The 26,566-nt window shown below is 50.0% G+C and carries 22 protein-coding genes and 1 riboswitch; of the genes, 13 read left to right on the forward strand and 9 right to left on the reverse strand.

Translation table 11 applies throughout. The features are described from left to right. Positions 1-95: 95 nt before the first annotated feature. The 3 genes from R2103_RS11355 to R2103_RS11365 are packed head-to-tail and all read right to left on the reverse strand — an operon-like array spanning position 96 to position 2,418. The gene (locus R2103_RS11355; RefSeq protein ID WP_317531508.1) at positions 96-434 is read right to left on the reverse strand and encodes a hypothetical protein; all 339 of its coding nucleotides are present in this window, start codon (positions 432-434) and stop codon (positions 96-98) included. 35 nt (positions 435-469) lie between these two features. Beyond that, positions 470-859 carry a hypothetical protein gene (locus R2103_RS11360; protein WP_317531509.1) on the reverse strand — a complete coding sequence of 130 codons (390 nt, stop codon included), beginning with the start codon at positions 857-859 and terminating at the stop codon, positions 470-472. 38 nt (positions 860-897) lie between these two features. After that, positions 898-2,418 carry a helicase HerA-like domain-containing protein gene (locus R2103_RS11365; protein ID WP_317531510.1) on the reverse strand — a complete coding sequence of 507 codons (1,521 nt, stop codon included), beginning with the start codon at positions 2,416-2,418 and terminating at the stop codon, positions 898-900. Positions 2,419-2,582: 164 nt separating this feature from the next. On the opposite strand from R2103_RS11365, the gene glk reads away from it, so the two are divergent. The 3 genes from glk to R2103_RS11380 all read left to right on the forward strand — a co-directional run bounded on the left by glk (position 2,583) and on the right by R2103_RS11380 (position 7,811). Beyond that, positions 2,583-3,578 carry a glucokinase gene (glk, locus tag R2103_RS11370; protein WP_317531511.1) on the forward strand — a complete coding sequence of 332 codons (996 nt, stop codon included), beginning with the start codon at positions 2,583-2,585 and terminating at the stop codon, positions 3,576-3,578. Between the two features lie 117 nt (positions 3,579-3,695). Further along, on the forward strand, positions 3,696-6,251 hold the full coding sequence (gene glgP, locus R2103_RS11375; RefSeq protein ID WP_317531512.1) for an alpha-glucan family phosphorylase: 2,556 nt from the start codon (positions 3,696-3,698) through the stop codon (positions 6,249-6,251). A 246-nt stretch (positions 6,252-6,497) separates the two neighbouring features. Beyond that, on the forward strand, positions 6,498-7,811 hold the full coding sequence (locus R2103_RS11380; RefSeq protein ID WP_317531513.1) for a porin: 1,314 nt from the start codon (positions 6,498-6,500) through the stop codon (positions 7,809-7,811). A 107-nt stretch (positions 7,812-7,918) separates the two neighbouring features. Here the strand turns inward: R2103_RS11380 and R2103_RS11385 are convergent, their stop codons facing one another. Continuing rightward, positions 7,919-8,374: a hypothetical protein gene (locus R2103_RS11385; protein ID WP_317531514.1), complete on the reverse strand. Its 456-nt coding sequence runs from the start codon at positions 8,372-8,374 to the stop codon at positions 7,919-7,921. 561 nt (positions 8,375-8,935) lie between these two features. Between R2103_RS11385 and R2103_RS11390 the strand changes: the two genes are divergently transcribed. Both R2103_RS11390 and R2103_RS11395 read left to right on the forward strand, forming a co-directional pair. Beyond that, positions 8,936-9,316 (forward strand): VOC family protein, encoded by a 381-nt coding sequence (locus R2103_RS11390; protein ID WP_317531515.1) that lies wholly within the window; start codon positions 8,936-8,938, stop codon positions 9,314-9,316. 210 nt (positions 9,317-9,526) lie between these two features. Then, positions 9,527-9,612: riboswitch (cyclic di-GMP riboswitch) on the forward strand. A gap of 257 nt (positions 9,613-9,869) precedes the next feature. Continuing rightward, a complete protein-coding gene (locus R2103_RS11395; RefSeq protein ID WP_317531516.1) occupies positions 9,870-11,663 on the forward strand; it encodes a S8 family serine peptidase in 1,794 nt (597 codons plus the stop codon). A 61-nt stretch (positions 11,664-11,724) separates the two neighbouring features. On the opposite strand, the gene R2103_RS11400 is transcribed toward R2103_RS11395, so the two are convergent. The 3 genes from R2103_RS11400 to R2103_RS11410 all read right to left on the reverse strand — a co-directional run bounded on the left by R2103_RS11400 (position 11,725) and on the right by R2103_RS11410 (position 19,579). Next, a complete protein-coding gene (locus tag R2103_RS11400; RefSeq protein WP_317531517.1) occupies positions 11,725-12,201 on the reverse strand; it encodes a hypothetical protein in 477 nt (158 codons plus the stop codon). 37 nt (positions 12,202-12,238) lie between these two features. Further along, positions 12,239-12,571: a hypothetical protein gene (locus tag R2103_RS11405; protein WP_317531518.1), complete on the reverse strand. Its 333-nt coding sequence runs from the start codon at positions 12,569-12,571 to the stop codon at positions 12,239-12,241. 153 nt (positions 12,572-12,724) lie between these two features. Beyond that, positions 12,725-19,579 (reverse strand): DUF11 domain-containing protein, encoded by a 6,855-nt coding sequence (locus R2103_RS11410; RefSeq protein WP_317531519.1) that lies wholly within the window; start codon positions 19,577-19,579, stop codon positions 12,725-12,727. Between the two features lie 346 nt (positions 19,580-19,925). Here R2103_RS11410 and R2103_RS11415 point away from each other — a divergent pair, with 346 nt between their 5' ends. Next, positions 19,926-20,162 (forward strand): hypothetical protein, encoded by a 237-nt coding sequence (locus tag R2103_RS11415; RefSeq protein ID WP_317531520.1) that lies wholly within the window; start codon positions 19,926-19,928, stop codon positions 20,160-20,162. Between the two features lie 72 nt (positions 20,163-20,234). Here the strand turns inward: R2103_RS11415 and R2103_RS11420 are convergent, their stop codons facing one another. Beyond that, on the reverse strand, positions 20,235-20,810 hold the full coding sequence (locus tag R2103_RS11420; RefSeq protein WP_317531521.1) for a hypothetical protein: 576 nt from the start codon (positions 20,808-20,810) through the stop codon (positions 20,235-20,237). Between the two features lie 346 nt (positions 20,811-21,156). Between R2103_RS11420 and R2103_RS11425 the strand changes: the two genes are divergently transcribed. The 5 genes from R2103_RS11425 to R2103_RS11445 all read left to right on the forward strand — a co-directional run bounded on the left by R2103_RS11425 (position 21,157) and on the right by R2103_RS11445 (position 24,386). After that, entirely contained in the window at positions 21,157-21,456 is a 300-nt protein-coding gene (locus tag R2103_RS11425; protein WP_317531522.1) for a putative quinol monooxygenase, read from the forward strand. 231 nt (positions 21,457-21,687) lie between these two features. After that, entirely contained in the window at positions 21,688-22,293 is a 606-nt protein-coding gene (locus R2103_RS11430) for an RNA polymerase sigma factor (RefSeq protein WP_317531523.1), read from the forward strand. After that, the gene (locus R2103_RS11435) at positions 22,290-23,135 is read left to right on the forward strand and encodes a cupin domain-containing protein (protein WP_317531524.1); all 846 of its coding nucleotides are present in this window, start codon (positions 22,290-22,292) and stop codon (positions 23,133-23,135) included. The genes R2103_RS11430 and R2103_RS11435 overlap by 4 nt, the downstream gene beginning before the upstream one ends. 46 nt (positions 23,136-23,181) lie before the next feature. Further along, positions 23,182-24,075 (forward strand): ROK family protein, encoded by an 894-nt coding sequence (locus R2103_RS11440; RefSeq protein WP_317531525.1) that lies wholly within the window; start codon positions 23,182-23,184, stop codon positions 24,073-24,075. An 80-nt stretch (positions 24,076-24,155) separates the two neighbouring features. Further along, positions 24,156-24,386, forward strand: a complete 231-nt coding sequence (locus tag R2103_RS11445; protein ID WP_317531526.1) for an AbrB/MazE/SpoVT family DNA-binding domain-containing protein — start codon at positions 24,156-24,158, stop codon at positions 24,384-24,386. Positions 24,387-24,740: 354 nt separating this feature from the next. Here R2103_RS11445 and R2103_RS11450 read toward each other — a convergent pair whose 3' ends face one another. Further along, positions 24,741-25,940, reverse strand: a complete 1,200-nt coding sequence (locus tag R2103_RS11450) for an SUMF1/EgtB/PvdO family nonheme iron enzyme (RefSeq protein ID WP_317531527.1) — start codon at positions 25,938-25,940, stop codon at positions 24,741-24,743. Positions 25,941-26,101: 161 nt separating this feature from the next. Here R2103_RS11450 and R2103_RS11455 point away from each other — a divergent pair, with 161 nt between their 5' ends. Beyond that, positions 26,102-26,302, forward strand: a complete 201-nt coding sequence (locus tag R2103_RS11455) for a hypothetical protein (protein ID WP_317531528.1) — start codon at positions 26,102-26,104, stop codon at positions 26,300-26,302. After that, on the forward strand, positions 26,299-26,562 hold the full coding sequence (locus tag R2103_RS11460; protein ID WP_317531529.1) for a type II toxin-antitoxin system RelE/ParE family toxin: 264 nt from the start codon (positions 26,299-26,301) through the stop codon (positions 26,560-26,562). The genes R2103_RS11455 and R2103_RS11460 overlap by 4 nt, the downstream gene beginning before the upstream one ends. Positions 26,563-26,566: the final 4 nt, after the last annotated feature.

Consider the following 26,566-nt stretch of genomic DNA (forward strand, 5'->3'; position numbering starts at 1 on the left):
AAAACCACCACTGATGCTGCCTTTGAGTTAATGTTCTAGTCTAAGGTACGGATTTTTCCAGAATTCATCATCATTGACTTCATCGCGACAAAAACTCACCGCGCATGAATCAATTGACTCGGCGCAGGTACGGTTGAAGTCATTCTCGGCGCAGTCCAGTGCGTGCTCCAGCGTACGAACGGCATATCCCGGTTCACCGCGGTATGTGTGGTTGCCGCATACAGGTCGCAATTCACGCTTCTGCTGGTAATTTCATTGGTCCATTCTTCGCGGATTTTCTCGGGTGCCAGCGTCGCGACGGTTAGCCGTTCGCATAGTTCGTAGTTGGCCGACCATTGGTTGCGCAATTGCCGTTGCGCAGGGTCGCCGCCGTGGATCGAGTATGAAGCGCAACCGGCCAGCAGCAGGATGGGTACGACGAGTAGTGATTTCATGATGGTGTGCATAGGAATGTGAAGTAATCCATTTTTTACCAAATCTTGGTGGCCGCAAAAGCCACGCCGTTTGGCAGAGAGCAAACATAATTGGGATTAATCGGGCGGCATGATTTCTGGGTCAGCGTTAATGTCGTCGCAGAAGTAAAGACGACATCGGTGACGGCATCGATATTGTCGTTGATTAAACGCGTCAGCCGCACCGTGCCGTCCTTGATGTCGCCCCACGATGCGCCCCAGCGCCGATTGCCGTCGAAATCGGGTGGATTGAGACCAGCAAAGATCAACCGGCCGTTATTCTCCGAGATCATTAAATAACCCGCTTCCGGCAAATCGTCTATCGTCCAGATACCGTCGTAAGTACCGGCAGCGTGAACCAGTCCAGCAGGCAGGCACAAAAGCAAGGCACCGATGATTTTTCTCATTGTCTTCTCTCCTCAATATAAAGACAAAACCGCCCCAACTAACGGCGCTTTTGTCCTAAGATCGACCCCAACACCCCACGGGTAATTTCGCGCGCAATCGACGATCCGACCGAACGGGCAGCGCTTTTCGCAAAAGCATCGAGCACGCTTTCGCGGCGTCCGCCGCGTTTGCTGGACGAACCCAGCAGCAAATCGCCCAGACCAGCCAAGATTCCCTCGTCCGCCGGTTTGCGCAAGCTTCCAGCCGCCGTGGTTTGCGCTGAATTGCCGTGCGGTTTTTCCGCGCCACTGCGCGCTTGCAGCAGCTCAAAAGCGCTTTCGCGGTCGATTTCCTGTTCGTACACACCGGCCACAATCGACGACTCTATCAATTCCTTGCGCTCGTCCGCCGTGATCGGGCCGATTTGGCTGACCGGCGGCAATATCATCGCGCGTTCGGTCACGCCGGGCGAACCGCTGGCATCGAGGAAAGAAACCAGCGCTTCGCCGACGGAGAGTTCGAGGATCGCTTGTTTGACGTTCAGTTTCGGATTGGGCCGCATGGTTTCGGCAATCGCATTCACCGCTTTCTGGTCGCGCGGGGTAAAGGCGCGCAACGCATGCTGCACGCGGTTGCCCAACTGGCTCAACACCTTCTCGGGAATATCGAAAGGATTCTGCGTCACGAAATAAATTCCCACCCCCTTGGAGCGGATCAGCCGCACGACTTGCTCGATTTTCTCCAGCAACGCAGGCGACGCCATGCTGAACAGCAAATGCGCTTCATCGAAAAAGAACACTAGCTTAGGCTTCTCGCGGTCGCCGGTTTCCGGCAGATTTTCGTACAACTCCGACAGCATCCACAACAAAAAGGTGCTGTACAACCGCGGCGAGTTGAGTAATTTATCCGCCGCCAGAATATTAATGACACCCTTGCCGTCCAAGGTCTGCATCAAATCCTCGATATTCAGCATCGGCTCGCCGAAGAATTTGCCGCCGCCCTGCTTTTCTATTTGCAGCAAACTGCGCTGAATAGCACCAATGGAAGCGGGCGACACGTTGCCGTATTGCGTTTTAAACTGATCCGCATTGTCGCCGACAAATTGCAGCAAGGCGCGTAAATCCTTCAAATCGAGCAACAGCAGACCATGATCGTCGGCCACTTTAAACACCAATGTGAGCACGCCTTCCTGCGTTTCGTTCAGATTCAGCAAGCGCGACAACAGCAGCGGCCCCATATCGGAAATCGTCGCGCGGATCGGGTGGCCGTTTTCCTGCAACACATCCCACAGCGTCACCGGAAAGCCTTCCCATTGCGGCACATCCAGTTGCAGCATATCCAAGCGGGCTTGCATTTTTGCGGACAAGGTTCCGGGCTTGCAGATGCCGGTCAAGTCGCCTTTGATGTCCGCCATGAATACCGGCACGCCAATATTGGAAAAACTTTCCGCCAGCTTTTGCAGCGTCACCGTCTTGCCGGTTCCGGTCGCACCGGTAATGCAGCCGTGGCGCGTTGCCATCGCGGGTAACAATGCCAAATCCGTTTTGGAATTTTTAGCGATAATCAGTGGATCGGTCATAGCGTTTTTTTACCGAAGTACAAGAAAAATGTCCCAAGTGAGTGATTGTAAGCAAAACGGTGGCAAAGGCAATCGAAACATCGCGTATGCGCCGCGGTATACTATCGTTCCGGCTTGTCACTTTTTCCACTCATCTTAAGAAGATTCCAGGGATTGACCAGCGCATGAATACACAACTCCTCTACGGCGACATCGGCGGCACCAAAACCATCCTGCAACTGGCTGAGATTGCGGAAGGCGGCATCCGGGAATGCCGCACTCAACGCTACGACAGCGCGGCTTTTGCCACCTTTTCCGATATTCTGCAAGATTTTCTCGGCCAAGCAACAACTCAGCCCCCGCCCGCAGCGTGTTTTGCCGTAGCCGGACCGATCGCCGCGCAACAAGCCACCCTGACCAATTTACCTTGGCAGATCAGCAGCGCGCACATCGCGCATGCCTTCTCGATTCCATCGGTCAAACTGATCAATGATTTTGAAGCCGTTGCGCTGGCGATTGAAAATCTACCGGGCAGTGACTTGATTACACTACAAGCCGGACAGCCGCATGCGCAGGCGATGCGCGTCGTATTAGGCGCTGGCACCGGGATGGGGGTGGCGTGGCTCACCCCGGCAAACAACCGCTACTTTGCGTGGCCCACCGAGGCAGGGCATATCGATTTCGCGCCGGTCACCCCGCTGCAAATCAGCTTGCTGGAATCGCTGCAAAATCGGTTCGGGCATGTGTCGGTAGAACGTTTGTTATCCGGTGCCGGACTCACGCATATTTTTAAATTTTTGCAACAGAGCACAGCGGCATCTTCCGATTTACCGCTCATCCAGCTCGGAGAAGACAGCGGCGCCGCCATCGCTGCGCTGGCACAAACGCAGAGACACCCCATCGCGATCCAAGCGCTCGAATTATTCGCCGCGATTTACGGCGCGTATGCGGGCAATCTGGCACTGGCGGGTTTATGCCGCGGCGGTGTTTATATTGCCGGTGGCATCGCGCCGAAAATTATCGATATACTCAGCGCCGGGGGTTTTATGCATGCGTTTCACGCAAAAGGAAGATTCTCGGCATTACTGCACGAAATTCCGGTGCATGTCGTCACCAACCCCGCAATCGGCTTACTGGGTGCCCGGCAGGAAGCCTTCCGGTTGCTCGATAACGGCCCGTAAATTCCCTGAAATCCGCATCCAACATACCACGCTAGCGGATTCCCGGCCTCAAATTCAGTCAATTAGCCGGTGCTGGGTGTATCATAGCAACGATCATTCTCATCAAGGAGAGCCTGCATGTTTCCGCGTACCGCCTTCACCATCACCGTTAATCCCAAAATCCCCCCCCGTCTGAAGCGCCTGGAAGAGTTAGCCAATAATCTCTGGTACAGCTGGGATCGCGCCACGCGCACGCTGTTTTCCCGGCTCGACCCGTATTTATGGGAAGCGGTAGGCCATAACCCGAAGGCATTCCTGAAACGCGTGGACGAATCGGCGTTGCTGAAAGCAACCGAAGACCGGGTTTTTCTCGCCACTTACAATAGCATCCTGTCGACGTACGACTCCTACCATGATGCTTCGGCACTGCAAAACAGCAATGGCGGATTGAACTCGCAAGATCAGGTGGCTTATTTCTGCTTTGAATTCGGTTTCCACGAAAGCTTGCCGATTTATTCCGGCGGTTTGGGCATTCTCGCCGGTGACCACTGCAAAGCCGCGAGCGATTTACATTTGCCTTTCGTTGCCATTGGGCTGCTGTACCGCCAAGGGTATTTCTTTCAAACCATCGATAGTAAGGGCAACCAGCAGGTCACCTATACCATTTCCGATTTCGAAGATCTGCCCGTCACCCCGGTACTGCGCCCGGATGGCTCGGGCTTGCAGATTGAAGTGCCCTTATTGCAGCGGCAAGTGACCGCAAAAATCTGGCAAGCGAAAATCGGCCACGTCACGCTTTATCTGCTCGACACCGATTTGCCGGAAAACTCGCCGCAAGACCGTTACATCACGCACAATCTATACGGCGGCGACAGAACCATGCGAATCGAGCAGGAAATTATTCTCGGCATGGGCGGTGTGCGCGCATTGCAAGCGCTCGGCATCCAGCCGACGGTTTGGCATATCAACGAAGGACATGCCGCGTTCATGATTCTTGAGCGGATTTACAACCGGGTGCAGCAAGGGCTCGATTTTGCCAGCGCCCTGGAAAGTGTCGCGGTCAACACGGTTTTTACCACGCATACCGCGGTGCCTGCCGGGCACGATTATTTCAACGCGGAAATGATGCAAACCTATTTTGACAATTTTTACCGCGGATTGAATATCACGCAAGAAGAATTCATGGCGCTCGGCCATGTGCCCGGAAGTCCGGATTTCAATATGACAGCGCTCGCGATCCACGGCTCACGCACACATAACGGCGTCAGTAAGATACACGGCGGCGTGTCGGCGAATATCTGCCGCGATTTGTGGCCGCAGATCGAGCCGGAAGAGAATCCGATGTCGTATATCACCAACGGCGTGCATGTGCCGACTTTCCTGGCGCAGGAATGGTCCGATCTGTTCGACCGTTATCTCGGCCATGAATGGCGCAACAAAATGTGCGACACCGAGTATTGGTCACGTATCGATGCGATACCTGATCATTTGTTCTGGAGTGTGCGGCAATCGTTGAAATCGCAAATGTTTTACGGCATCCGCTCGCGCATCACCGAGCAGAATGCCCGGAATCGCGGCTCCGAAGCACATCTTGACCGGTTGCTGAAGTTTGTCGATCCGATCAACCCGAATGTTCTGACACTGGGGTTTGCGCGCCGCTTCGCCACCTACAAACGCGCCACGTTGTTATTTGAAAACCTCGACTGGCTGCGGAAAATTATCCTGGATCAGGAACGCCCCGTACTGTTGCTCTTCGCCGGTAAGGCACACCCCGCCGATGTGCCGGGACAGGATCTGATCCGGCGCATCAGCCAGGTTGCTAACTTTCCAGAGTTTGAGGGACGGTTGTTGTTAGTTGAAGGCTACGATTTGCGCTTGGCCCGAAGGCTGGTCGCCGGTGTCGATGTCTGGCTGAACAATCCGATCTATCCGCTGGAAGCCAGCGGCACCTCGGGCATGAAAGCGGGTATCAATGGCGCGATCAATCTGAGCGTGCTGGATGGCTGGTGGGGCGAAGGTTACGACGGCAAAAACGGCTGGGCGATCAAACCCGGCCCGGAGGATATGGAAGGCATCGTGCGTGACCAGGAGGAAAGCCGCGCGCTGTATGAAATCCTGCAAGACCAGGTGATTCCGTTGTATTACAACCACGGCAAGCTCGGCTATTCGCCGGGTTGGGTCAAAATGGCCAAGCACTCGATGATCTCGCTGCTGCCGCGCTATAACGCGACCCGTATGGTGGATGAATATGTTACCCAGTTCTACCGCCCGGCCAGCACCAAGGGCGCGCTCTACTCCGCCAATCAATTCACGGAAGCAAAAAATATTGCCGCCTGGAAAGCCAAAATCAAACAGGCGTGGCACGGCGTCACGTTACGCCGGCTGGATGCCCCGTGCGAACGCATCGATTTTGACGAAGCGTTGAATTTCAAGGTTGCGGCGAAACTGAACAATCTGGCGCCCGAGGATGTCGTCATTGAATTATTGATCTGCCGCCAGTTCAAGACCACACGGTTATGCAATTTCAATCATTTCAAGTTTACCTTTACCGGCATTCAAGACTCCGGCGAGCATTTGTTCGAACTCAAACTAACCCCGGAATTATGCGGCAAGCAGGAATATTTCATCCGCATTTATCCGTATCACCCGCTGCTGACGCATCCATTGGAGATGGGATTGATGGTGTGGTTGTAACCGGCTGAAATCAGGATCTCAGAAATTATCCGGTGAATACGATAACCGCTACTCCGGTTGCTCCGGAGTAGCATCCCGTAATGCAGCACGTGGGCTCGTTCGCGGTATCTATTCACCATGAAACTGGTAAAATCAGTTATTATCCGCGCGGTATTTTCAGGCCGTCGTAACTCATTAATGAACCACTATTATCGCTAGTGCAAGATGAAATATTCAAAATGGCTGTTGCTTGCTGCGACAAGCAGTATGTTTCAATTTATAGCTTCCCCGGTTCCACTCTATGCCAGCAACTTAAGCAATCTAAAGAATTTTATTAAAGACAGTCGAGTGGAAGTCGGCGGATGGGTTAATGGCGGCGCAACCTTTAATCCAAGCCAGTCAGATGGCTTCAATGGACCGGTTGCTTTCGCCGATCAAGCCAATCGTTTTCAGTTGAATCAATTCAATACGTTTATTCAACGTCAAGTGGTTTCCGAAGCCCACAAATGGGATTTTGGCGGGCGGTTCGATTTTCTGTTCGGAACCGATGCCGTTTTTACTCAAGCCTTTGGTGTACCGGCTTTTGACGTCAACACCGGTGAAGCGCTAAAGCGCAGCAACTGGGATCTCGGGTTGTGTTGCGCCTCTACCAAAACCTACGGCATCGCGCTGCCGCAAGCTTATTTGGAAGCCCATGTGCCCATTGGCACAAAAGGAATTAATATCAGAGCCGGTCATTTTTACTCTCCTACCGGTTTTGAAACAATTCCAGCACCCGACAATTTCTTTTATACGCGCGCTTATTCTTTTAATGCGGGCGAGCCTTTCACACATACCGGTTTACAAGCCAGTTATATCATCAATAAAAATTGGTCTGTTCTGGGCAGCGCTGTGACCGGCAGCGCCACCGGGGGCTGGGATGGCGGCTGGGACAAACAGCTTGGCAACTGGAGCGGAATTGCCGGTTTCACCTGGAAAAGTGATAATCAGACCACATCGTTCAATGCCACCGGCACTTACGGCGAAACTTCAACACACAGCAGTGAATCGTGGGGAATGTTTAACCTCGTACTGCAACACAGAATCAATCCCAGAACTTTATTGGTCTTGCATCATGTGCATGGGTTCGCGGACGGCATTCTATTGAATAATCTGAAATACGCCAATGTCGTCAAAGATGCCCAGTGGATGGGGTTGGTCACGCATCTATATTATGATCTGACCGAAAATGTATCGATCGGGTTTCGTGGCGAGTGGTTTCGCGATAGAGACGGATTTCGCAATCCTTCGCCATTCCGGGTCGCGGCGGCAACCAATATCGTCAATGGCGTACCGGTAAGCTATGCGGGAAATATCAACAACGTTACGGTTGCACCTGCGGACTATTACGCGGCAACAGTGGGAATGAACTGGAAAGCGGCTAAAACGTTAAAACTTCGCTGGGATCATCTGAAGAAGCTTACCATCCGGCCGAATATTCGCTATGACAGTGTCGATGCCTATCGTACTGTTGCGTACAAACCGTTTGCTGGCCATAAGGATCAAATTTTGTTCTCGCTGGATTTTGTGCTGCCCTTCTAAGAAACAGTTTTAAATCAGCGTTGTGACTGGAAATCGATGTTGCAGGTTTTTTGTTGCAGGTCTTAAAGACCAACCACCGAAAAATTCGGTGGTTGTTCGTTACTTACTCAAAGGCCTTTGTTCACAGAACTCTCTGGACTCTTTGAAGTGAGGTCACGATCTTGATTAGCTTTCGCTTTATTTATTACTTTGCCCTTTTGCTCTAACGCCATTTTTCTATGGAAATCAGCATGTATCTGAATTTCCCGCAAAGTCTTTTCGTATTCACGAACGTTTGCTTTTGCATGCGATTGAGCTTCTAGTCCTTGTCTACCAAAGTAATAAGGATGCGCTTCATACTCCTTGAGAACTTTTTTATTCTCCCGCAACCTTGCTTTGGTTTCTCTCCCTATATCCTCATAATACTTGACTAGAGCATCATGATCATTATTGGAAATTCCGACCGGCGCAGCGACGGAACTCATTTGTGCGCAAGCGGATAAGATGGAAATTGTTAAGAATAGTGAAAATAATTTCAGTGCTTTTTTGATGGATTTTTTCCAATCATATATCAATAATGTCATTTTAACTCCTCCAAGGTTCAGTGTAGGTTGGGAAAACTTTTGTGTATGACTGCAATGCCATTGCACTCGACATCATAGAAACCCTCCGCGCTCGGGCGTTTGTTGAAAAAATCACGACACTTGTGATCATATTTCTCTCCTCCATTAAATTTATTAATCAGAAAAAAACTATAGTTTCTTGGTAAGGAAAATAGTGCGTTTTACCAATCAAAGCCACAGTTCCCGTTGTAGTTATCATTAACCACAATCCATTCAAGGTCATGAAATATAAGACCTTTTTCAATGGATGATAAATTTTATCATAATCAAAAATGAAAGCCAACAAAATATCTGACTTTTTTACTCGGGAATAGTTCAAGAAGGAAAAACAGCATAAAAAACACCAAAATAACGCAACAAGTAAATGTTCTACATTTAGATAGGTCAGTGGTAATCTTGTTCAATGCCAATCCGATTGATTGAACGTTTGGATACCCAATAGAGAATCAAGATCGAGAATATTCAAGCCTTGGTTAAGTTAACAATCCATTCGAAACTTAAGTACTCAAAGGAGAAATGCATATGAACAATAATCCCGTAGGCTGGTTTGAAATTTACGTGCAGGATATGGAGCGCGCCAAGCGTTTTTATGAATCGGTGTTCCAAACAAAGCTGGAACAACTGGATAGTCCTGCGGGCATGCCGGTTGAGCTGTGGAGTTTTCCCATGCTGAAAGGTCAAATGGGCGCATCCGGCGCGCTGGTCAAAATGGCAGACGGGCCATCCGGCGGAAATGCTGTGCTGGTCTATTTTTCCTGTGCGGATTGTGCTGTTGAGGCTGCTCGTGCAGCCTCTGCGGGAGGGCATTTGATCCGTGAAAAAATGTCCATCGGTCCCTATGGCTTTATCGCTTTGATCCGAGACACCGAAGGCAACATGATCGGCTTGCATTCAATGCAATAGCCCTTTCTGCTTTCAACCGCAATAAACCCCGCTACACGGAGCGAGGCATCAAACCGGCCGGAATCAAATTATTTGTTACGCACCCAAGCGCGATTTAACCGCCTTTATTTGCTCATCCCAGAAATACTCCCTCAAGTATTCTTTCTATAAACCGAAACTAGAAAGCGAAATCTTACAGAAAAATCATTAATTTTCTGCACATCTTGAATCATTTGAAAAGGGCAAACCTCGTGAAAGCGGGGGGCGCAAAGTCTAGGTCTACAGGGCAAATGCCTCAGGATAGCATGACTGCCAGATTATATTGTTTGCTAAAACACAAGATCAGTTCTAGTCAAAAGTGGATAAGCATATAACATATGACTACATTGAGCAGTTTCTCTCCAGAGTCCTCCCTGATTTTTAGAGGATTTAATTCATGGAAAGTAACAAACAATCTTTACAAGCCGTACCTTCATCACTGCCTCATAGCCACCCATCACATTCTCTAAGTACCCATAGACCTGGCCTAACGAAACGCACAGTCACAGCTACTTCTCAGATTGGAATATTTCTTTTGACAGCATCATTATCTGTTACTTTAAATGCTTCACCACCAGAACAAGCAAATGATCACGCCATAGATAATCGCTCTAGCACTGCATCAGCCCAAAGTGTGCATTTTAAAAGCAACACTACAAAAGAATGGGCGAAAGGTCGGATTCTGGTAGTGCCACGTGCCGGTCTTCCTGCACAAGCTTTTGCAAATATTCTGAAAGATCATGAAGGCAAGGCCAGAAAAATTGGACAAAGCGAATTGTATATCGTTGATGTACCGGAATATTCTGAAGAAGGCATCGTTGCCACGCTTCAGCGCCATCCGCACCTTAAGTTTGCTGATCTTGATCACGCCGTTACCCCGGCTTTTGTTCCCAATGATCCAATGTATACCAATGCATGGCAGCACCCCATAATTGGGTCACCAGCTGCATGGGATATTACTCAAGGCAGCGGTATTACCATCGCAATCCTAGATACTGGGATTGATAACACACACCCTGATCTTGCCTCAAAACTAGTATCGGGCTGGAATTTTTATGATAACAACTCAAACTTCTCGGATGTGCTAGGCCATGGAACCGCTGTCGCTGGTACTGCTGCGGCAGCAACCAACAACAGCGTTGGTATAGCAGCAATCGCCGGTCAATCTATGATCATGCCCCTCAGAATAACTGACTTGAATGGCATAGGTTACTCTAGCACGATATCTCAAGCCCTGATCTATGCGGCGGATCACGGAGCACGTGTAGCTAATGCCAGTTTTGAAGGACTTTCTAGCAATCTATCCATTCGAAATGCAGCACAATATATGAAAGATAAAGGAGGTTTGGTAACGGTTAGCGCCGGAAATACCGGAACACTGGAAAGCTTCACGGTCACTACGAGCATGCTAGCAATAGCAGCCACTGATTTATACGATAATAAAGCAAATTTTTCGAGCTATGGTGATTACGTTTCACTAGCGGCGCCAGGGCAAAATTTCTATAGCACCCGGCTTGGCGGCGATTATATGCCGGTAGCCGGTACTTCTTTCTCAAGCCCATTAACTGCTGGCGTTATCGCACTCATGATGTCTGCCAATCCACAATTGGGCAGCGTTGACATCGAAAATCTGCTTTTCTCCACAGCCGTTGATCTCGGCGCAGCTGGTAAGGATGTCTATTTCGGTTATGGCCGAGTTAATGCCGCTGCTGCGGTACTGGCTGCAAAAAATGCAACGCCCACAATCGACTCGACAGCTCCTGCAATCTTCATCATCGATCCACTCGGCGGTGCCACTGTTTCCGGGTTGATTCCTGTCGATGTCGATGCAACCGATAATACCGGCGTGGCGCGCGTAGAACTGTGGATCAACAATACTAATATAGCCACGGACACCTCATCCCCATTCGCGTTTAGTTGGGATACGGCAGGAGCACCGAATGGGACCGCAAAAGTTGAAGCGCGCGCCTATGACACAACCGGAAACTTGAGCACCACCAACATCTCGGTCAATGTTAGCAATTCGATCGTGACACCCAGTGTGGACACACAAGCTCCAGCAGTTACCATCGTAAACCCCGTTGCAGGCAGCGTCACCGGAACCGTCACCATCAGCACCAGTGCATCTGACAACAGTGGTCCGGCTGGCATTAAGCAATACATTTACATCGATGGCGTACAAGTTACCACAGGTACTGGAAGCACCTTATCGTATAGTTGGAGTACCCGCTCCAAGAAAGTGAAAGCGGGATCACACACCATCCAGGCAATCGCAAAAGATGCAGCTGGAAACTCTTCTTCGGCTTATGTAGCCGTGAACGTCAAATAGAAGCACGCAACGGATGAATTAACGATCCCCCATAATCATCTGGGGGGTCGTTTTTTTAGCGCTAGTGTGTCTTCTTGGACCAAGGAAACCGGAAACCGCCTTTTCCACTTTCTTGTTTATCGCTTTCTTCCTTGGGTATCGCATCGGTATCCGATTTTTGAGCCACGGATTCAGATTGTTCAACCCTTTTTTGCTGTACTGCCGGTTTATGAACATTGGGACTCAAACCCAATAATTGATTCAATTGCTGCGACAACTGATTTGCTGCATCGACACTAACCGCCATCCGGCAAGACATTTTTGCAGTAATCGTATCCGATATCTTTTCACCCGAAGCAATTTTTTGATTCAATAACTGCATGGTTTGCGGATCCATGAACCCAAAATCCACCATGACCACACCCTGCCCGTTCTGTACTGAAGCCAAATTGGCATAAATAGGTTGCGCTGTCTGCTCTCCTCCCTGCATAGCGACTTTTACTTGCAGCGCATGCCCAGCGCCATTTGTTTCAGCCGGCATATCGTTTTTTTCTGTCATGCTTTTTCCTATCTAAATAAAGCCTGCACTTTTATTTTCAGGCTTTTCTTTGAAAGAGCTGATTCAATTGATGCGCTAAATTGGTAGCAGCCTCAACGCTAATCGCCATTCGGCAAGACATTCTAGCACCAACCGCCTCAGGTGCTTTCTCACCTGAGCGAGCCAATCGGTTTAATGCGTTGATCGTTTGCGGATCAAGAAATCCAAAATCGACAATCACCACGCCTTGCCCGCCTTGTACGGAAGTAAAATTGGAATAAAGCGGTTGACCCGTATGCTCACCTTGCTGCATCCGTATGTTCACCTGCATCGGCTGAGCTCCGGCAGGATCTGTTTTAATTTCTTTTTGTGCATCATTATTGTCTGTCATTAGATTCCCCAAAAAATCTAGTCAATTAGATCATTTTTGCTATGCCTTGAGTCCCGAGTAATCAGAAACAAGTAGTATAAATATTTTAAAAAACCCCTCCCAGCAGTTAGCTAGAAGGGGTTTTTACTATCCATCCGAGAATAATTTTCTGCTTTAAAGCAAAGCGTCTATTGTAGGATTGGAACCCACGATATAATCAAAATTGACCTCCACAAACTTGGTAGGACCGCCCCAAGTAATATTTTGATACGGTTCCGTGGCATCTTTAACGCCATCCTTATCTTGATCCCAGAAAGCTGTGTAACTTGCTGATTTACCAGGAGCACTGACTGTCATGAATTCCCAGCCATCAGCATCGGTAGTTGCCGAACCGACTTTACTGCCTTTACTATCAAGCAGAATTACATTTTGCCCACCGATCGGATTATGATCATCAGCGGTATGGATAAATCCGCCCACACCTTTCAGATTCTTGAAAATATTCTGATTCTGAATCGTATCCTGACCCAGTACGCTATTGATTAAACTTGAAAATCCGTAACTACCAAAATCTTCAATCGTTTGATAAGGATTTCCAGAACCCGGTTTCATATCGTTACCACCGGTACTGTCTACAAACTTAGTCCAAGGACCTGTTTTTTCCAGACCGTAATCCAAATGGATATTCGCGTAAATGAAGCCAGACGCAGGGACAGTCACATCAAGCGAAGCGGTATAAATATCACCGAATCCAATTTTTCCATCGCCATTGGTATCTGTGAAGCTACTAATTGCAATTTGTTCTTTACTAATTGCAATTTCACCGACCGGGTCGAAACTTATCATACCGTTGCTATCGGTATGTATGTCAACACCGCTATAAACATGAATCGGTGTTGCACCTTGAGTCACGAATGGATAGGGAATATTTAATTTGATATGAGCAATATCACCCGCATTTCCCGTAGCAAATGCATTGTAATAGAACTGCCCCGGATTACTATCCGTTACCTTGTATGTACCGCTGCTAATCCAAGGTGTCGGCGTGGCTATCAAGTTAAACTGCTGTCCCGCTACCGCAGAATTGGTATCAAATTCACTTAAAGCAGAGTTCGTAACATAACCCGATTTAATAACAGTGGCAGTATCAGTGTCTGAAACTGCTGTATTTTCATCATCATGCCCATTTACCGTCACTTTATTCACTAAAGTACCAACATTACTTAAATCTACGCCAGTCTTGGTATAAGTGAATGTAAACGATTCATCCGGATTCAATACAATCGGATTACCACCATTTGCTACCAAAGCGGCCGAAGTCAGATCTCCCAGTTTGTCATCAATCACCGAGGAAACTGTGATGGGATCGGTAGAAACATTGGTTGATGGAGCCGTGATCGTATATTGATACGTCAATGTGATATTAGTATTTCCATTCGCTGCTTCCATATCATGGAATATATTATCCCCATTGGCATCTACCAGTTTATCCACCGTGATTGTCGGTGTGGCGTTAGTAAATGTGACCTTTGCAGTATCAGTTTCAGTATCAGAGTTATCATCATCATCACTGGCCTCCGCTGTTACCTCGTTAATAAGAGGCGAATCAACGTTCCCCGCTGCAATCGTAGTAGCTAACGTGTAGACCCAGGTTTCATCCTGATCGAGCATACCATTACTATTTGTATCACTTCCAACTAGTAGAGTACCCAGATCAAGAATGTCACCGAGCTTGTCATCACTCAACGAATCCAAACTCAATGCTTCCGCATTATGACTGGTTACGGCGTAGCGATAGGTCACTGCCTTATTATCAATACCCTCTGAGACTGACTCACTATCATTGAAGCCAGTGCCGGTTGACGCATTACCGTCACCGTTGACATCAACGGTTTTGATTACGCTGATTTCAGGCAGAATATCCAGCGCCGTCACCGTGTGATCATCGGTATCACTGATCGTCGGTGTGCCAGCGTCATCGTCCTTGCCTTCTACCGTTACCGTGTTGGTGTGTTCTTCACCGGCATCCAGCACCAGATTGCCCGTCGGGTCAAAGCTGAAACTGAGCGATTCGCCCGGATTCAGTACGATGGCCGTTGCACTTGGGTTTGTTTCCTGGTATTTCGCCAGCGCCGCAGCAAACAACGCTGTGTTATCCGCCGCACTGAAGGTGTTGTCGCTCAGTGAGGTGATCGTCACAGGGTCGGTCGATGCATTCGTGGCGTCCGCTGTGATGGTGAAGTTGTAAATTACGTTTGCTCCACCTTCGCTGATCGTCGCAGGGCCGCTCTTGTCTATCGTGATCTTCGCAGCCACGTTTTCACCGGTTACGGTGTGATCATCGGTATCACTGATCGTCGGTGTGCCAGCGTCATCGTCCTTGCCTTCTACCGTTACCGTGTTGGTGTGTTCTTCACCGGCATCCAGCACCAGATTGCCCGTCGGGTCAAAGCTGAAACTGAGCGATTCGCCCGGATTCAGTACGATGGCCGTTGCACTTGGGTTTGTTTCCTGGTATTTCGCCAGCGCCGCAGCAAACAACGCTGTGTTATCCGCCGCACTGAAGGTGTTGTCGCTCAGTGAGGTGATCGTCACAGGGTCGGTCGATGCATTCGTGGCGTCCGCTGTGATGGTGAAGTTGTAAATTACGTTTGCTCCACCTTCGCTGATCGTCGCAGGGCCGCTCTTGTCTATCGTGATCTTCGCAGCCACGTTTTCACCGGTTACGGTGTGATCATCGGTATCACTGATCGTCGGTGTGCCAGCGTCATCGTCCTTGCCTTCTACCGTTACCGTGTTGGTGTGTTCTTCACCGGCATCCAGCACCAGATTGCCCGTCGGGTCAAAGCTGAAACTGAGCGATTCGCCCGGATTCAGTACGATGGCCGTTGCACTTGGGTTTGTTTCCTGGTATTTCGCCAGCGCCGCAGCAAACAACGCTGTGTTATCCGCCGCACTGAAGGTGTTGTCGCTCAGTGAGGTGATCGTCACAGGGTCGGTCGATGCATTCGTGGCGTCCGCTGTGATGGTGAAGTTGTAAATTACGTTTGCTCCACCTTCGCTGATCGTCGCAGGGCCGCTCTTGTCTATCGTGATCTTCGCAGCCACGTTTTCACCGGTTACGGTGTGATCATCGGTATCACTGATCGTCGGTGTGCCAGCGTCATCGTCCTTGCCTTCTACCGTTACCGTGTTGGTGTGTTCTTCACCGGCATCCAGCACCAGATTGCCCGTCGGGTCAAAGCTGAAACTGAGCGATTCGCCCGGATTCAGTACGATGGCCGTTGCACTTGGGTTTGTTTCCTGGTATTTCGCCAGCGCCGCAGCAAACAACGCTGTGTTATCCGCCGCACTGAAGGTGTTGTCGCTCAGTGAGGTGATCGTCACAGGGTCGGTCGATGCATTCGTGGCGTCCGCTGTGATGGTGAAGTTGTAAATTACGTTTGCTCCACCTTCGCTGATCGTCGCAGGGCCGCTCTTGTCTATCGTGATCTTCGCAGCCACGTTTTCACCGGTTACGGTGTGATCATCGGTATCACTGATCGTCGGTGTGCCAGCGTCATCGTCCTTGCCTTCTACCGTTACCGTGTTGGTGTGTTCTTCACCGGCATCCAGCACCAGATTGCCCGTCGGGTCAAAGCTGAAACTGAGCGATTCGCCCGGATTCAGTACGATGGCCGTTGCACTTGGGTTTGTTTCCTGGTATTTCGCCAGCGCCGCAGCAAACAACGCTGTGTTATCCGCCGCACTGAAGGTGTTGTCGCTCAGTGAGGTGATCGTCACAGGGTCGGTCGATGCATTCGTGGCGTCCGCTGTGATGGTGAAGTTGTAAATTACGTTTGCTCCACCTTCGCTGATCGTCGCAGGGCCGCTCTTGTCTATCGTGATCTTCGCAGCCACGTTTTCACCGGTTACGGTGTGATCATCGGTATCACTGATCGTCGGTGTGCCAGCGTCATCGTCCTTGCCTTCTACCGTTACCGTGTTGGTGTGTTCTTCACCGGCATCCAGCACCAGATTGCCCGTCGGGTCAAAGCTGAAACTGAGCGATTCGCCCGGATTCAGTACGATGGCCGTTGCACTTGGGTTTGTTTCCTGGTATTTCGCCAGCGCCGCAGCAAACAACGCTGTGTTATCCGCCGCACTGAAGGTGTTGTCGCTCAGTGAGGTGATCGTCACAGGGTCGGTCGATGCATTCGTGGCGTCCGCTGTGATGGTGAAGTTGTAAATTACGTTTGCTCCACCTTCGCTGATCGTCGCAGGGCCGCTCTTGTCTATCGTGATCTTCGCAGCCACGTTTTCACCGGTTACGGTGTGATCATCGGTATCACTGATCGTCGGTGTGCCAGCGTCATCGTCCTTGCCTTCTACCGTTACCGTGTTGGTGTGTTCTTCACCGGCATCCAGCACCAGATTGCCCGTCGGGTCAAAGCTGAAACTGAGCGATTCGCCCGGATTCAGTACGATGGCCGTTGCACTTGGGTTTGTTTCCTGGTATTTCGCCAGCGCCGCAGCAAACAACGCTGTGTTATCCGCCGCACTGAAGGTGTTGTCGCTCAGTGAGGTGATCGTCACAGGGTCGGTCGATGCATTCGTGGCGTCCGCTGTGATGGTGAAGTTGTAAATTACGTTTGCTCCACCTTCGCTGATCGTCGCAGGGCCGCTCTTGTCTATCGTGATCTTCGCAGCCACGTTTTCACCGGTTACGGTGTGATCATCGGTATCACTGATCGTCGGTGTGCCAGCGTCATCGTCCTTGCCTTCTACCGTTACCGTGTTGGTGTGTTCTTCACCGGCATCCAGCACCAGATTGCCCGTCGGGTCAAAGCTGAAACTGAGCGATTCGCCCGGATTCAGTACGATGGCCGTTGCACTTGGGTTTGTTTCCTGGTATTTCGCCAGCGCCGCAGCAAACAACGCTGTGTTATCCGCCGCACTGAAGGTGTTGTCGCTCAGTGAGGTGATCGTCACAGGGTCGGTCGATGCATTCGTGGCGTCCGCTGTGATGGTGAAGTTGTAAATTACGTTTGCTCCACCTTCGCTGATCGTCGCAGGGCCGCTCTTGTCTATCGTGATCTTCGCAGCCACGTTTTCACCAACATACGAGCTTGGATCAGAGCTATCTACGGTTTTAAGCAGATTAGCACTATCAAGATACTCACCGGATGCTGTACCTATATTTGAGTAATTAACAGGGTACGCGACACCGGTCGCTTGGAAAGTCCATACCTCATTTAATCCAAGAATACCGTCATCACCATCATCACCAGAAATTAATGTTGGTTTAAAATCATCGCTGTTGCTCGCGGTACCATTGTCATCCACAACTTGAATATTGGATAAATCCACATTACCTGTATTTGATACCGTGTAAGTCCATGTAACAGTTTCGCCTTCAGAAATAGTCGGACCATCAGTTCCATTGGTGGTCTTGATGATGGCAATGGCTCCACTCGGCGTAAATCCCACTTCCAGATTAGTCGGCTCGGTATTGATATTGTTGCCAGGGGTCGGATCTTTGGTGATCGCAGTGATGCTGACACTATTCAGTAAGTCTTGCGTGAGATTGCCGGTTGGCGCGTTGTCGTTTACTCTGACGGTGACGGTAAGCACCTGAGTTTCACCAGGACTAAGGGAACCGACATTCCAAGTTACGGTATCCGCCGCAGCTCCATTATCTGCGAAAACTCCACCACCTGTTACTGATACAAATGTCACATTGGCATCAAGCGTATCGGTAACCACAACGCCATTGGCAACCGTGTCGGTTGAGTTATTCTTTGCGAGAATCGTATAGGTAAACGTGTCGCCCGGATTCAGGTCGGCTGGATCAACATCGGGATTGGCTGTCAGATTGGCGGAATTAGTGGAAGCATCGGCGCTATCACTTTTGATGATTGACAGATCGGCCTGACTGGTAAAGAAATCCCCAACTTGTAACAAAGGAACTGTTTCCTTTCCAGTATTGATACTATTGTTTTTATCAATCGGAGTCGTCGCTGGTCCTGTGTGCGCACTAACCAAGCTCGTTTGCACGTTACCCGACACACCTAAAGAAATCGTATCTTTAAGTACAGCCCACAATTCGACGACGATATTGTCGCCATTGTTTAGCCCCGAAAGCTGAACAGTGCTTTGTATACGCTCGTCCTTTGTGCCTGCTCCAAGAATCACGGAACTAAAAATATCCACTGTGGCATTCAAACCGGGATCGACGGTAGCGACATCACCAGTGTCAACAAAAGCTGCAATAATTTTATAGTTGGTATCAAACCCAAAGTTGTCACCACTGGTCGTCTTGGCCAGCAAGTCGGTGGTAAATGTAATCACGCCGTTCTCGGGCGTTGTATCGCCATTCACACTGATGATCATTTCAAATGGCACGATTTGACCAAGCGCCATGTCCTTCGGAGTTAAAGAAGTTACAGCATCGAGATCACTGGCTATGAAAGTCGGACCATAGGCGACAGCATTGTCGATCGGATTCGAAGACGGCAAATCCGCACGTCCGCTCGGATAAGTAAACCCCGCCGTCAAATATTCCGCTGGTGAAATTTTAGTATAGGTGGGCAGGTAAGGAGCTTTGTTCACCGCTGGATCGGCTGCTGTCCACTTTAAAGTATAAGTGCCCGCTGAATCGGTAAAGATGGATGTGGCCACTTCATCATCAGACGTACCAAACTCACCGTCGGCACCTGCGCCGGTTGCCGTTAACAGAAAAGTTTCATTCAAGGAGTCATCGGGATTGACATACCATAGTGTTTGGATGCTACCGTTGATGCTCTTATCCAAATCATTAGCTTCGTCACCATCAGTGACAACCCACGGCAGGTGCCCCGAGCCGGTATTATTACCTAGCAGATCATCGTTGATGCCCGTTAAGGGGTTTACACCGAATACACCATCAAGACCCGCAAGGATATGCTGAACCTGGAACTTGATGTTGGAACCTAGGAGAAATCCATCGGTTGTAATCAACGCTGTTTGCCCAGGGTTATAATCCGGTTTATCTGTAAAAACGGTTGCCATTGTGCCCACTCCTTTTTTAAATAATTAGAGAATCCAATCCAAGAAATTAAATTTCTCTAATTAATGTTATTGTTATAGCCTTTACTTACTTTAACTTATTACTTTTCTTACGATTATTGTTCATTCTTTTACACTGCTCTTATATGCTATCTTACAAATCAAGTAAAAAATTAACTAAAACATCACAAAAAATTAACTAATTTGCCTTGAAGATTTCTTTTTTCCGGCAGACAAATATCCCGATTTTTCCTTGTTGATTTCCTTCAATCGTATGCCGAATTTGAATTTATTCATGAATCTGAAGAAACCTTGACCAATCGCCAATCTGTCAAAGCGGAGTTTTCCCATGCTGAAAGGTCAAATGGGCGCATCCGGCGCGCTGGTCAAAATGGCGGACGGGCCATCCGGCGGAAATGCTGTGCTGGTCTATTTTTCCTGTGCGGATTGTGCTGTTGAGGCTGCTCGTGCAGCCTCTGCGGGAGGGCATTTGATCCGTGAAAAAATGTCCATCGGTCCCTATGGCTTTATCGCTTTGATCCGGGACACCGAAGGCAACATGATCGGCTTGCATTCAATGCAATAACTCCCGCTTCTCTCAACCGCAATAAAAAAACCCCGCCACACGCAGCGGGGCATCAAACCGGAAGGAATTGAATTATTTGTTACGTACCCCAGCACGCTTTTGCTCCAGCACCTTGGCAACGGCTTTGATATCGGCTTCGCTTATACCGGCCAACTCAGCTTGTTGACCGATGATCTGAATGAATTTTGTAATGGTTCTATCCGGAATATTGCGCCCCTTGTGAATTTTAGGCATCGAACCCCGGCATTTATGACCGGTATCGAGCACGGTGCCATCATGCCGTGAGGAACCGCCCAAGTCATGATCCAGCATCATGGCCAAGCACTGCGAGATATCCACGGGGGTTTCCGTCAAATTGCCAAAGAACGATGCGATTTCACGATCGGACAATAAAGCAGGCAATGCATAGTTATCCAAAAACGCCAAAATGCCATAATACCCGCCCAATCGAGACGCAACAGAGTCACTATGTATCACCAGACGCGGTTCGTCCGAGCTATCGCTGGTGTTTGTTTGCTGTGTACTGGTCTTGACTTGATCCGCCATGACCGAACCGATGCCATCGACGGCAACCAGTGCGCAGATTAACGCCATCGCGAGATATTTAAGCCATTCCGGTGAAACTTGTCTTGATTGTGCAAACATCATGATTTCCTCTCCTGTTCATTCATTTCAGATTATTGTTTCCAGTACGCGTTTCCGCTCTCACTGGCAGTTCGTGGAATCTCTCAAAAATATTTTTGAAGTCCTTCCATTGCACAATACGCAGCCACTTGAGATTTGGATGCAAGCCATCATAAGATTTTTAATCTTTCTGCATATTCAATTTATATACAGACAGTTAAATAGCACTCACAAGAAAAAAAACCGGCTCACTCAATCATGCAGTCATAGTCCGTTGCATCCAAACAGCAGATTCCTTCGTATAGATTTATAGAAGCGATCGCTTTCATATCGCTTGAGATGGCTCATCAACCGAAGGAAGGAAAATTTCATGTCGAAGCAAACTATCAAAGTCGTTGCGCACCTCATCGCACGCGCAGACAAAATTCCACAAGTGCAAGCGATTCTGCAAGGAATCGTCGCACCAACGCGCCAGGAAGCTGGATGCTTGAGCTACCAGTTATTCAGCAATGACGGTAATCCGGTTGAATTTTTGTTTATCGAAGAATGGACAGACGAAAATGCCATCGTCGCACACTTCGGCACGCCGCATATCCAGAATGCACTGGCAGAAGTAACGCCCCTGCTGGCCCAAGCACCGGACATCCAGAAATACACCTTACTGGCCTGACAAATCCATTCAGCCCGATAACACTGAGGAGAAACCGGCAATGGCTGCAACCGGAAGATGTGCGCATTCCCCGCAAACTCGCGCGCAGCCGGTTTATCACGCCTTACTATCAGTAGTTTTTAGTGTGATGATTTTTTACCGCCGGCGACAGGAACCGTGTGCCTGAACGCATCTGATGATATATTTCAGCACAGAAAAAAGACCAACGTAATGCGAAGGATTTGACCGGGAGTGACGACGAGCAGCACACACAATCGTGACAGCAGCGCTGCGGATGCGCACATGCGGGCTTTAGTCACTGCGATTGCGGCGCATGACGAGCAGGCGCTGGCCGATCTGTACGAGGCCACGCTGAACCGGGTTTATGGCGTAGCGCTACGCATCACGCGCAATGCGCAAGCGGCTGAGGAAGTGAGCGAGGACGTGTATTGGCAAGTGTGGCGCGAAGCGCCGCGCTTCGATGCGCAACGCGGCAACGTCATCGCCTGGCTGCTGACGATCGCGCGCAGCCGCGCGCTGGATTACTTGCGCAAGGAAGATCATGCTGAACTTTGCGAGGAGCCGGAGCTTCTATTAGCCCTTGAACCTTCGCACGACGGCGATCCGCAAGATCTGCTGGCCGCTACGCAGCATAATCTGAAATTGAATCAGACGTTGCAGCAACTCGAACCGGTCCAGCGGCAATTGGTCGCGATGGCTTTCTTCCGCGGTTTGACGCACGAAGAGATCACTGCTTCCACGGGCCTGGCGCTGGGTACGGTAAAGTCGCATATCCGCCGCGCCCTGAAACAGCTGCACGAGGTGCTGGAAGACGATTTAATCAAAGGCTTTGAATGATGAAAAAACGCTATTCATTAGACCCGGACAATCCGCAACACGCAGAAAAAGTCGAATCGGCTTTGCTGGAAGGAATGGCGTCATTGCAGCCGAGCGCGCAACAACGCGCAAAAATCCGCGCGCAGCTTTTTCAGCGCATTCATGCCAGCGCGGCTGCGGAATCGGCGCGCATCACCGTGCGCAGCGATCAAGGCCAGTGGCGCAAGATCCGCCCCGGCGTGCGCGCCAAAACGCTGGATAAAAACAGCCGTGCCTTCTTGCTCGATCTCCAACCCGGCGCCAGCCTGCCGATGCACCGCCACCATGAAGACGAAGAATGCGTGGTATTGCGCGGATCGGCCAGTCTCGGAAACCTCAGGGTGAGTACCGGAGATTATCACATGGCGCGCGCGGGCAGCCGGCATGGCAAAATCTCGTCGGAAAGCGGCGCGCTGCTGTATTTGCGCGGCATACCGGTAGGCCACAGCGCGGAAGTCGCGCGCGACTTGCTCACCGCGTTCCTGCTCGGCGAAGGCCGCGAATTAATCACCATCCGCGCCAACGAAGGCGAATGGTCGGATGTGGCGCCCGGCGTCTCCAGCAAACCGCTATACGACGATGGCCATAGCCGGTCGGCACTGATCCGCATCGCCGCCGATGCGTGCTGGACCACACCGCAACCGTTGCTCGCGCACGACGAAGAGTGTCTGTTGCTCGAAGGTGACGCATTCTTCGGCGACACGTTGCTGCGCAGCGGCGACTGGCAACTCGCACCGGCGGGCTCGGAATCCCGTCCGATCTCGACCGGCAAAGGCGCATTGGTATTCATGCGCGGCGCGCTGGACAACCGGCAATCGATCTAAAAACCCTGGCACTATCCATTGAGCAAAACATTATTGAGATTCACACATGCGTATCGGTATTGATCTGGGTGGTACAAAAATAGAAGGCGTAGTGCTCGACCACAGTGGCAACGAGCTGCTGAGAAAGCGCGTGGATACACGGCAGGCGGAAGGTTATTCCGCCATTCTGCAAATCCTGCGGCAACTCGTCCGCGATCTGGAAGCGGAAGCCGGCACACGCTGCCCGGTTGGCATCGGCACGCCCGGCGCCATTTCGGCGGTAACCGGCAAAATGAAAAATTCCAATACCGTTTGCCTGAACGATCAACCGCTGCTGGAGGATTTGCAAAACATACTGCAACGCCCGCTGCGCATCGCCAACGACGCCAATTGCTTCGCCCTGAGCGAAGCGCTGGATGGTGCGGGAAAAGGTTACGGCATGGTGTTCGGCGTGATCATGGGCACCGGCGTGGGCGGCGGCATCGTGTTCAACGGGCAATTGCACCCAGGCCGCCAGCACATCGGCGGCGAGTGGGGACACAATATCCTCGAATGGAATGGGCCGGATTGCTACTGCGGCCAGAAAGGCTGCGTCGAAACCCTGATCTCCGGCCCCGGCCTGGCCGCCGATTATCACCGCCACGGCGGCAATCAAACATTCACGGCCAACGACATCGTGGCGCTGGCAGCGCAAGGCGACGCCTTGGCGGAAGCAACGATGCAACGCTTCTTCGACCGCTTCGGCCGCGCCTTGGCGATGGTCATCAACATCCTCGACCCCGATGCCATCGTCCTTGGCGGCGGGCTTTCCAACATCGACCGGCTCTACAGCGAAGGCCGCAACCGCGTCGCGCATTACGTGTTCAACGATCAGCTCATCACCCCGATTCTGAAAAACATCCACGGCGACAGCTCCGGCGTGCGCGGCGCAGCGCAGTTGTGGCGAACCGATGAAATCTAATGTTTAAACACCAAAAACCATGAATACCGAATTCAAGATATACTATAAATCTATGTATATCATTACTTAAGGATTAACTAATGCAAGTTGCCAAATGGGGTAATAGCTTAGCGGTAAGATTACCCGCCGCCGTGGTTGAAGTATTGGATCTCAAGGAAGGTGACAATATTGAAATTCATGTCACGGGATCGCGCGACCTGGAAATCAGCAAAACACCCGAAGTGCGCGAGATTCTTGCCCGCTTAAGAAAATACCGCGGAAAATTACCAGCGGATTTTAAATTCGACCGTATCGAAGCCCATGACCGATAAGGCATTTCTGGATACCAATATTCTCCGAACTTACTATCTGCAAATCACATAAATCCAGCAACACACTTCAACCGGTTCACAATCCCTCTCAAATTCGATAACCAAACTTGCATAGGCTTTATGCGTAGCGCCATTATTCCAGCAGATTAGGATAACTCACTACCCATTAATCGGATTAGCATCAAGCTTTTCTCCGACTATTCTAACGTCTGACTTTGGATTAGCCGGAACATGGATAAAAATATCACACGTACTCTCGGGAAAGTAATTCTGGAAGCAATGCCAGAATTGTAGGATGGACAAGTAAAACGTCGTCACTAGAGAATCCGGTGGATGGCGCTTCGCTTATCCACCCTACAAAACCGAAAAATCCCTGGCGATGCGAAAACCGAGGTAATAGTTGGCTTCAGCAGTGTTAAACCTGAGACGAAGAGCAGACCGCAAGTTCTGTGCCTTGCTGAGCCACGAACCGCCACGAACCACCCGGAGATTACATTCTCCGCCGTCTTTCTCCAACCAAGCGGAGCCATCATCCGGTGCGTTGTGATAATTGTCATGCCAGCAATCCTGCACCCATTCCCATACATTACCGTGCATATCGTACAAGCCGAACGCATTCGAGGCAAATGACCGGACTGGCAATGTTCTCCCATGTTTTCTATTAAAATTGGCTTGCTGGGAATTAATCGTTTCTCCAGTATGAAACGGTGTTTGGGTTTCAGCACGACAGGCATATTCCCACTCGGCTTCACTGGGCAATCGATACGGCTGATTGCTCTGTTCGCTTATCCAGGCACAGTACGCTTGCGCATCACGCCAAGAAATATCGATGACGGGACGGTTTCCCCGTCCCCAATCGTAATCTCTCGGCCTTCTACCGGTTGCTTCGCAAAAGCGATCGTATTCCACAAACGTGACCACAGCGACACCTAGTGCAAAAGGTTGCGCTATAATTATTTCATGTTGCGGAACTCCATCATCACTCCGGTCGAGTTCATTTAAGGGTGATCCCATTAAAAATCGCCCTGGAGGAATCACCGCCATCAACGGCCCCTCACCACCGGATTTCAATTTATCGCGAAAGACTCGCCCGGGTTTGAGGATGTGGTGAGCATTAGAAATCGGTTTTTCTGGCTCAGCGATAATTGGTGGCTTAGCAGCTGAATCGTTCAGGTGCACTCGTAAGGACTCCAATAACTGAATTAATCCGGCATGTTCCGTTCGATGATCCCAGCCAATCAAATCCGCAGTTTGGATACGACCGAATCCATACGGAAATTCCATACGCTCAATGAAAGCCGGAAAAAGAATGTCTTTGCGTTTGCCATATTCCGCTTCTTCCAGCACAAAATCACTGTCGCGCGAGGTCACTGACCACAGCACCACCACCGCTTTTGCCGCATGTAATTCCCGTTCGATTTCCTTATGCCATCGCCGTCCCACATGCGTTTGCTGATCGATAAAAACCTTCCATCCTTCCTGGCGAAAATGTTGCACCAACCGATTCGCAACGGCGGTATCGCTTCTCGAATACGCAATAAAAATATCGCTCATGGTTGTTTCTTGTGATTACAATGCGGGGCATTATAAATGGATAGCAAATTTGCGGTATTTAAAAATCCGCCCCCACACGTAGTCCTGTTTCATGGCGCCACATTGATCCGTTATAATGCCAATTCTGTTTCATTAATCTCATGATTAAAGAGGATCATCTCATGAAAGCAGCCGATCTCACTGTTGATGAATTGCAAGCATTGATTCGAAAAGTAGTTCATGAAGAATTACAAAACCTAATAGCCGATCCCGATCAATTTCTCGAACTATCGAATGAAATTAAAGCAAGACTCCAGCTTTCACTCACTTCCCGGGAGCGCACTTCCCTGCGTGAAGTAAAAGACAGGTTAGGTATTTCTTGAAATATCACATTGAATTTACACCGCAAGCTCTCGAAGATCTTTCGCAGCTTGATCTTCCCGTCGCAAAAAGGATCATAGAAAAGATCGAATGGCTTGCCGGACACTTCGATGAAATTCAGCCCGAAACACTGACAGGGTCTTTGGCGAACTTATACAAATTACGAGTTGGCGATTGGCGTGCGCTGTACACCGCACAATCCGAACACTGCGTTATCACGATTCATGTGATAGCGCATCGGAGAAAAGTCTACAAAATGTAATCAG

Source organism: Nitrosomonas sp. Is24, assembly GCF_033063335.1.
Lineage (GTDB): Bacteria > Pseudomonadota > Gammaproteobacteria > Burkholderiales > Nitrosomonadaceae > Nitrosomonas.

Excerpts from the sequence above, each read along its gene's own strand:
- R2103_RS11415 (WP_317531520.1), top strand. The coding sequence starts at position 19,926 with ATGCTGAAAGGTCAAATGGGCGCATCCGGCGCGCTGGTCAAAATGGCG.
- glk (WP_317531511.1), top strand. The coding sequence starts at position 2,583 with ATGAATACACAACTCCTCTACGGCGACATCGGCGGCACCAAAACCATC.
- R2103_RS11440 (WP_317531525.1), top strand. The coding sequence starts at position 23,182 with ATGCGTATCGGTATTGATCTGGGTGGTACAAAAATAGAAGGCGTAGTG.
- R2103_RS11360 (WP_317531509.1), bottom strand. The coding sequence starts at position 859 with ATGAGAAAAATCATCGGTGCCTTGCTTTTGTGCCTGCCTGCTGGACTG.
- R2103_RS11385 (WP_317531514.1), bottom strand. The coding sequence starts at position 8,374 with ATGACATTATTGATATATGATTGGAAAAAATCCATCAAAAAAGCACTG.
- R2103_RS11450 (WP_317531527.1), bottom strand. The coding sequence starts at position 25,940 with ATGAGCGATATTTTTATTGCGTATTCGAGAAGCGATACCGCCGTTGCG.
- R2103_RS11425 (WP_317531522.1), top strand. The coding sequence starts at position 21,157 with ATGTCGAAGCAAACTATCAAAGTCGTTGCGCACCTCATCGCACGCGCA.
- R2103_RS11445 (WP_317531526.1), top strand. The coding sequence starts at position 24,156 with ATGCAAGTTGCCAAATGGGGTAATAGCTTAGCGGTAAGATTACCCGCC.
- R2103_RS11365 (WP_317531510.1), bottom strand. The coding sequence starts at position 2,418 with ATGACCGATCCACTGATTATCGCTAAAAATTCCAAAACGGATTTGGCA.
- R2103_RS11380 (WP_317531513.1), top strand. The coding sequence starts at position 6,498 with ATGTTTCAATTTATAGCTTCCCCGGTTCCACTCTATGCCAGCAACTTA.
- R2103_RS11390 (WP_317531515.1), top strand. The coding sequence starts at position 8,936 with ATGAACAATAATCCCGTAGGCTGGTTTGAAATTTACGTGCAGGATATG.
- R2103_RS11435 (WP_317531524.1), top strand. The coding sequence starts at position 22,290 with ATGATGAAAAAACGCTATTCATTAGACCCGGACAATCCGCAACACGCA.
- glgP (WP_317531512.1), top strand. The coding sequence starts at position 3,696 with ATGTTTCCGCGTACCGCCTTCACCATCACCGTTAATCCCAAAATCCCC.
- R2103_RS11420 (WP_317531521.1), bottom strand. The coding sequence starts at position 20,810 with ATGATGTTTGCACAATCAAGACAAGTTTCACCGGAATGGCTTAAATAT.
- R2103_RS11400 (WP_317531517.1), bottom strand. The coding sequence starts at position 12,201 with ATGACAGAAAAAAACGATATGCCGGCTGAAACAAATGGCGCTGGGCAT.
- R2103_RS11355 (WP_317531508.1), bottom strand. The coding sequence starts at position 434 with ATGAAATCACTACTCGTCGTACCCATCCTGCTGCTGGCCGGTTGCGCT.
- R2103_RS11455 (WP_317531528.1), top strand. The coding sequence starts at position 26,102 with ATGAAAGCAGCCGATCTCACTGTTGATGAATTGCAAGCATTGATTCGA.
- R2103_RS11410 (WP_317531519.1), bottom strand. The coding sequence starts at position 19,579 with ATGGCAACCGTTTTTACAGATAAACCGGATTATAACCCTGGGCAAACA.
- R2103_RS11405 (WP_317531518.1), bottom strand. The coding sequence starts at position 12,571 with ATGACAGACAATAATGATGCACAAAAAGAAATTAAAACAGATCCTGCC.